This window comes from Mesorhizobium sp. M1E.F.Ca.ET.041.01.1.1, assembly GCF_003997355.1.
GTDB lineage: Bacteria > Pseudomonadota > Alphaproteobacteria > Rhizobiales > Rhizobiaceae > Mesorhizobium.
The window spans coordinates 1-6,388 of the sequence record NZ_RZSL01000360.1; the positions used below are offsets into that span (position 1 = coordinate 1).

7 protein-coding genes and 1 pseudogene are annotated in these 6,388 nt (G+C 64.3%); 6 read left to right on the forward strand and 2 right to left on the reverse strand.

The window, feature by feature from the left end:
• From EOA38_RS24480 to EOA38_RS24490, 3 genes are all read left to right on the forward strand, one after another.
• Positions 1-335: thioesterase family protein (locus EOA38_RS24480; RefSeq protein WP_145966053.1), on the forward strand; the 335-nt coding region annotated here is incomplete at its 5' end.
• A gap of 95 nt (positions 336-430) precedes the next feature.
• Positions 431-1,069: a helix-turn-helix transcriptional regulator gene (locus tag EOA38_RS24485; protein ID WP_126090297.1), complete on the forward strand. Its 639-nt coding sequence runs from the start codon at positions 431-433 to the stop codon at positions 1,067-1,069.
• Positions 1,070-1,079: 10 nt separating this feature from the next.
• Positions 1,080-1,955, forward strand: a complete 876-nt coding sequence (locus tag EOA38_RS24490) for a thermonuclease family protein (RefSeq protein WP_292040152.1) — start codon at positions 1,080-1,082, stop codon at positions 1,953-1,955.
• Here EOA38_RS24490 and EOA38_RS24495 read toward each other — a convergent pair.
• Positions 1,918-3,567 (reverse strand): lysine--tRNA ligase, encoded by a 1,650-nt coding sequence (locus EOA38_RS24495; protein WP_127300441.1) that lies wholly within the window; start codon positions 3,565-3,567, stop codon positions 1,918-1,920. The two genes, EOA38_RS24490 and EOA38_RS24495, sit on opposite strands and share 38 nt — an antisense overlap.
• 158 nt (positions 3,568-3,725) lie before the next feature.
• On the opposite strand from EOA38_RS24495, the gene EOA38_RS24500 reads away from it, so the two are divergent.
• On the forward strand, positions 3,726-4,139 hold the full coding sequence (locus EOA38_RS24500; RefSeq protein WP_126090294.1) for a tellurite resistance TerB family protein: 414 nt from the start codon (positions 3,726-3,728) through the stop codon (positions 4,137-4,139).
• Here EOA38_RS24500 and EOA38_RS24505 read toward each other — a convergent pair.
• Entirely contained in the window at positions 4,136-5,008 is an 873-nt protein-coding gene (locus tag EOA38_RS24505; RefSeq protein WP_127300442.1) for a transporter substrate-binding domain-containing protein, read from the reverse strand. The genes EOA38_RS24500 and EOA38_RS24505 overlap by 4 nt on opposite strands.
• A gap of 228 nt (positions 5,009-5,236) precedes the next feature.
• On the opposite strand from EOA38_RS24505, the gene EOA38_RS24510 reads away from it, so the two are divergent.
• Both EOA38_RS24510 and EOA38_RS24515 read left to right on the forward strand, forming a co-directional pair.
• Positions 5,237-5,968, forward strand: coding sequence for a LuxR family transcriptional regulator (locus EOA38_RS24510; RefSeq protein WP_127300443.1), 732 nt, complete (start codon positions 5,237-5,239; stop codon positions 5,966-5,968).
• 273 nt (positions 5,969-6,241) lie between these two features.
• Positions 6,242-6,388, forward strand: a pseudogene (locus EOA38_RS24515) (acyl-homoserine-lactone synthase); the annotation flags it as partial.

Consider the following 6,388-nt stretch of genomic DNA (forward strand, 5'->3'; position numbering starts at 1 on the left):
GCCGCAACGGCTGGGCGCCGATGATCGGCGGCCTGCAGGTGACCTATGTGCGCGAGATCAGGCTGTGGCGGCGTTTCGAGGTTGTGTCCTCCATCGAGACCTGGGAAGGCACCTCGGTCATCGGCAGGCACCGCTTCGTCCTCGACAATGGCGAGACGGCGGCGCTGATCTTGACCACCGGCGGCGTCTACGACCGGCGTGGCGGCCGCTTTCTCGGCATCGACGAGGTCGTGGCGGCACTTGGCCGTTCCGCGCAGCCGCGTCCGCCAACTGAAGCCGAGCGGGCGTTCATGGTCTCGCACCGGAATCTGCGCGAGCAGGCCAAGCGAGCCTGATTGTCGGCGATCCGACGCTTCGCCAGTGGACAATCAACCAGCCGCGCGCTAGACAGCGTTGAGGCATTTTTTCCTGTTTCAAAGGGAGAGCGAACTTGCTCTCACACGATCGCGTCTGGGCCGCAATCGACGCTCTTGCCGAGCGCTATTCGCTGTCCGCTTCAGGTCTCGCCAGGCGCGCGGGTCTCGATTCGACCGCCTTCAACAAATCCAAACGCCTGTCCTCCGACGGCCGGCCGCGCTGGCCCTCGACCGAATCGCTGGCCAAGATCATCGAGGCCACCGGCGCCTCGCTGGATGAATTCACAGGGCTGGTCGAAGGTCGCAGCGGCTCCGCCGCGCCGCAGCGCACGGCCGTGCCGCTGCTTGGCTTTGCCCAGGCCGGTGCCGGCGGCTTCTTCGATGATGCCGGCTATCCCTCGGGGCAGGGCTGGGATCTGGTGGAGCTTCCGACGCGGGCGGCGGAAACATCCTATGCGCTGAAGGTTCAGGGCGATTCCATGCTGCCGCTATACCGCAACGGCGACGTGCTGATCGTCGAGCCGGGGGCGCCGACGCGCAAGGGCGACCGCGTCGTCGTCAAGACCACTGCCGGCGAGGTCATGGCCAAGGTGCTCGATCGGCAGACCGCCAAGGCGATCGTGCTGGTCTCGCTCAATCCCGCTCACCCGGACCGCGACATCCCGATGCGCGATGTCGAATGGGTGGCGCGGATCGTCTGGGCCAGCCAGTAGGTCCGGGCTGGTGCGGGTCCCCCATCTTGCCCTCGCGCTTGTGGCGGTTCCGGCAATGGCGGCGATGGTCGTCGCCGGAGGCCGCTCGCTGAAGGGCAGCGAAAGCGTCGTCACGGTCGACCAGATCGATCCGGTCGCCGATACGGTACCGGGGCAAGGCACCGAAGCGGCGCCCGAGGAATCGGCGACCTCAGCCATTCTGGCACCAGCCGCTCCGCAACCGCCAAAGCCGGCGGCGCGCTCGCGGGCGATCGATCCCGAGGTGGTGGCGCCGCCCGATTTGACCGACGAGGCGCTCGAGCGGGTCGAACCACGCGCGCCGCTCAGCGATCTGGCGCTGGCCGGCCCGCCCAAGCCGCGCAAATCGAAGATGCCGGATGGCCAGGATGGCAGCAAGCTGTTCCAGCCCGTCGCCTCCGCCGCAGGCGTTATCGAGTCGAAAGGCTATTCTGTCACCGTTTCAGGTATCGACGTCGTGAAGGACAACGAGACTTGCAACGACGACGAAGGCAAATCCTGGGCGTGCGGTGCGCGTGCCCGGACCGCATTCCGTGCCTTCCTGCGCGGACGGACAGTGGCCTGCGCCGTGCCTTCGCAAGGCGAGCGCGGCGCCGTTTCCACCGAGTGCTGGGTCGGCAACAAGGATGTCGGCCAGTGGCTGGTGGAAAACGGCTGGGCGCGACCTGCGCAAGGCGGCCCCTATGCCGAGGCGGGCGACAAGGCGCGCGCGGCGAAGAAAGGCATTTTCGGCGCCGCCCCGAACCTTGGCGGCTTGCCGGCGCTCCCGGCCGCTACAGCCCCGGCGCCAGCCGCGCCGAGTTCCATCCTGCCGGCGGAAGATAGCGCCGTTACGCCGCCAACTGACCAGCCAGCGCCCGCTCAATGAGCGCGCGCGTCTCGGCGATGCCGTAAAGCGCCGCGAAGGAGCCGAAGCGCGGTCCGCGCTCCTGCCCGATCAGCACCTGGTAGATCATCTGGAAGAAGGCGACCGACACGCCGGGTCCGCCTTCCGGACTCTGCTTGGAATGGTCCTGATAGCGCTCGATCCGCCGCGCGACGTTGAGCGCCGCGTTCTGGATCGCCTCGCCGTCCGCGCCTTGCGGGAGCGCGCCGAGCGCCTCCGACAGCTTCGCCAGCGCCTCGCGCTCCACGTCGTCGGCGGCGCGATAGACCTTGGTCGGCTTTACGAAGTCGTCGAAGTAGCGGATCGCATAGCCGGTCAGCCGGTCGAGCTCCGGATGCGTCTTCGGCGTCACGCCGGGGGCATGGCGCGAGATGAAGCCCCACAGCACCGCCTTGTCATGCGCGTTGGAGGCGCTAACCAGATTGAGCAGCAGCGCGAAGGGCACCGGCAGGTCGATCGCCGGCGGGTTGCCGTCATGCATGTGCCAGACCGGGTTGCCGAGCCGCTCCTTCCAGTCCTGCCGCGGATAGGCGGACAGGAAGGCGTAGTATTCGTCGACCGCTTTCGGGATGACGTCGAAATAGAGCTTTTTGGCCTGCCGCGGCCGCTGGTACATGTAGAGGCCGAGGCTTTCGGTCGGCGCGTAGGTCAGCCACTCGTCGATGGTGAGACCGTTGCCCTTCGACTTCGAGATCTTCTGGCCGTTCTCGTCGAGGAACAGCTCGTAGACGAAATGCTCGGGCGCGCGGCCGCCAAGGATGTTGCAGATGCGGTCGTAGATCGCCGCGTTGGTCTGGTGGTCCTTGCCGAACATCTCGAAATCGACGCCGAGCGCAGCCCAGCGCATGCCGAAATCCGGCTTCCACTGCAGCTTCACCTTGCCGCCGGTGACCGGCAGCGTGGTCTCGGAGCCTTCGTCGTCGAAGGTGATCGTGCCGGCCTTGGCATCGACATGCTTCATCGGCACGTAGAGCACGCGTCCGCTCTTCGGCGAGATCGGCAGGAACGGGCTGTAGGTCGCTTGACGCTCCGGCCCAAGCGTCGGCAGCATCACCGCCATGATCTCGTCATAGCGCTCGGCGGCGCGCAGCAGCACTTCGTCGAAGCGGCCGGACTTGTAATACTGGGTCGCGCTGGCGAATTCGTAGTCGAAGCCGAACGTGTCGAGGAAGCGGCAAAGCATCGCGTTGTTGTGGTCGGCGAAGCTCGCATAGTCGCCGCCGAATGGATTGGGCACGGCGGTCAGCGGCTTGTGCAGATAGGGCTCGAGCGCTGCGCGATCCGGCACGTTGTCGGGGATCTTGCGCATCCCGTCCATGTCGTCGGAGAAGCAGAGCAGCTTGGTCTTGACCTTGTCCCCGGTCAGCACTCGGAAGGCGTGCCGCACCATCGTGGTGCGCGCCACCTCGCCGAAGGTGCCGATATGCGGCAGGCCGGACGGGCCGTAGCCGGTTTCGAACAGGACGGTCTCGGGGAAATCCTTGTCCTTGTAGCGCGCAATGATCTTCTTGGCTTCCTCGAACGGCCACGCCTTGCTTTCGGCGGTAGCCGCAAGCATCTCGGGATTGAGATCGATGATGTTTGATCCCGTCATGTCACTTTCCAGCTCATGTGCCGGCTTGGCGGCACCAAAGATTTTTCAAACCGGTCTCTAGGCGCGACGGGCCGGAGCGTCAACGATTTGCGGCGGTTTTCCTTGCGGCGCCACAACGAGGCCCCTACGTTGAGGGCACCAATATCGAGGAGTTTTGAATGCGTTCACTGACGCCGCACGAAGCCATGATCTACCTGATGGTCATCACCTCGGCTTCGGACCGCGACATGACCGATGTCGAGCTGGCGCGGATCGGCGACGTCGTCCGCTCGTGGCCGGTGTTCATCGATTTCAACCAGGACAGGCTGGTCGCGGTGGCGCAGGAATGCCAGAAGGCGCTGAATGACGAGGCTGGGCTGGAAGGCGTGCTTGCGCGTGTCGCCGAGACATTGCCGGAGCGGCTCCGCGATACCGCCTATGCGGCCGCTTTCGAAGTGGCCGCCGTCGATCTCGAAATGCGCATGGAAGAGGTGCGGGTGCTGCAGCTCATCCGCCTCAAGCTCGACCTCGACACATTGACCGTTGCGGCTATAGCGCGCGCGGCGAAGGCGCGCCTGCGTACGCTGACCTAAAAGAAGCTCACAGGGAAATAGCGCAGGTAGAACTCGGCGAAGATGCCTTTGATCGAGATTTCCTGCAGCGCATAGTCGAAAGCTGCCGCCAGTGCCGGGTCGCCCGCCCTGGTGGCGATCGCCATGCCCGAGCCCAGATATTCCGGCGCCAGATACGGCCCGCCGGCGAAGCGGCAGCAACCGGCGGCATTCGAGCCGCCCAGCCAGAAGGCAAAGCGCATGCCGTCGCCGAAGGCGGCATCGATCTTGCCGGCCTTGAGGTCGGCGTAGAGGTCCTCGGGGTTGTCAAAGGGCACCACCTGCACTGTGCTGAAATAGTCGCGCAGCATCTTCTCATGTGCCGAGCCTGCCATGACGCCGACCCGCTTGCTGCGCAGCTTGTCGAGGATCGGCTCGGTGAAGGCCTTGGCCTTCGGCATGATGAAGCGCGCCGGAAACTGCAGGTACGAACGCGAGAAGGCATATTTCTCGCGGCTTTCCGGCGTCGCCGCGATGCCGGCGATGATCGCCTCGCCTTCGCCCTTCTGCAGCGCGCCTTCCAACTCGTTCCAGGGCAGCGCCTGGATCTGACATTTCTCGACGATGCCGAGTTCCGCGCAGATCGCCCGCGCCAGGTCGATATGGAAGCCTGACAGCCGGCCGGCGCCGTCGAGGAAGTTGAACGGCGGAAAATCGGTGGTGGTGAGGAATCTCAATCGCGGCAGCGCGGAAAGGTCGGGCTTGGGCAGCCGTTCCTTGGCGTCCCACAGCACTGGCACCTTCGGCTCCGCGGCCTGAGTCGCGCCGGCAAGCGGCGCCCCCCCGATTAGCGCCGAGATCAGGGCCAGAAATATCCACCGGAAAGTCACGATAAGGTTCCGCCCAGTCATGTTCCTTGGCTTTTCGTACGAAAACAGTGCAGGCACAACGGTTTTTGATTTCAAACGGGCGAATTCGGCGTATGGTTTAGCACATCTGCAAGTGGCAGCATGCGCGCCGGCAACGGGGGAGGTCACCGGCGTCACGAAAAAGCTTGCGATGCGGGGGTTGATGGCGAAGGGTGGTTCGGGCATCTACCGTCGGTCATGAAGCAAAAGCAACATGGGGTAGATGTTGCGATGAGCATGTTCGATAGAACTCTGGAATACATAGACCAATTGCAGCGCGCCAACACTGCCGCGGCGGTGTGCGAGCGGCTGCTCGGCGTCACCTCGAATTTCGGGCTGACGGCGCTGATGGCCGGAACCGTGCCGCAGCCCGGCACGCCGCGCAGCCAGCAGAAAGATCATGTGCTTCTCTGTGACTGGCCGGGCGAGTGGCTGGAGCGCTACGTGGCGCGCAACTATGTCGACCATGATCCGGTCGTCAGCCACATGAAGCAATTGCAGGCCCCGTTCCAGTGGCGGGAGGCCTCCCAGGCCATCATCATCGACAAGAGCAGCGACGAGGTCATGGGCGATGCCCGCGAGTTCAAGCTGCGCGATGGTCTCGCCTTCCCGTTGGTCACGCTCGACGGCCAGATCGTCATGGTCTCGTTGGGCGGCGAGTCCGTCGAGCTGTCGGAAGCCGAGTTCGGGATGGTCTCGCTGGTGTCGACCTACGCCGTCGGCCGTGCCATGCAGCTTCATACGATGGCCGGCAAGGTCATCGATCACATAGAATTGACGCCGCGCGAGCGCGAGTGCCTGCAATGGGCCGCGGTCGGCAAGTCCGAGTGGGAAATCTCGCAGATCCTCGGCATCTCGGAGCACACCTCCGAGAAACACCTTCTTAACGCCAAAAGCAAACTCGGCGCCGCCAATCGTGTGCAGGCAGTCGCCGAGGCGATCAGGCGTGGCTATATTAGCTAGGCTGGCCGTTTCGGCCTGGAAATGCTTGCCTGCGCCAGCACGCAACATTTTCGGGAAAGCCCGGCCGTATCTCCTTCCGGGAGACGGCTAATGCTTTCTTAACGCAAAAGCAAACTCGGTGCCGCCAACGGGTCCAAGCTGTCGCGGACGCCATTGGGCGAGGTTATATTAGCCAGGTCGGCCGTGCTGGCCTAGAAATTCTTGCCTACGCGATCGCGTAATATTTTCGGGAAAGCCCGGCCGTATCTTCCTCTTAAGCCCAGGAGACGGCTAATGCTTTTTTCCCTCACCACTCAGGAATTGATGGAGCGTCCCGACCTTTGGGAAGCGGTCCATCGCCTGCGCCACAGGATCTTCGTCGAGGAGATGGGATGGACCGATCTCGATCGCCCGGACGGCCTCGAGATCGACCAGTTCGAC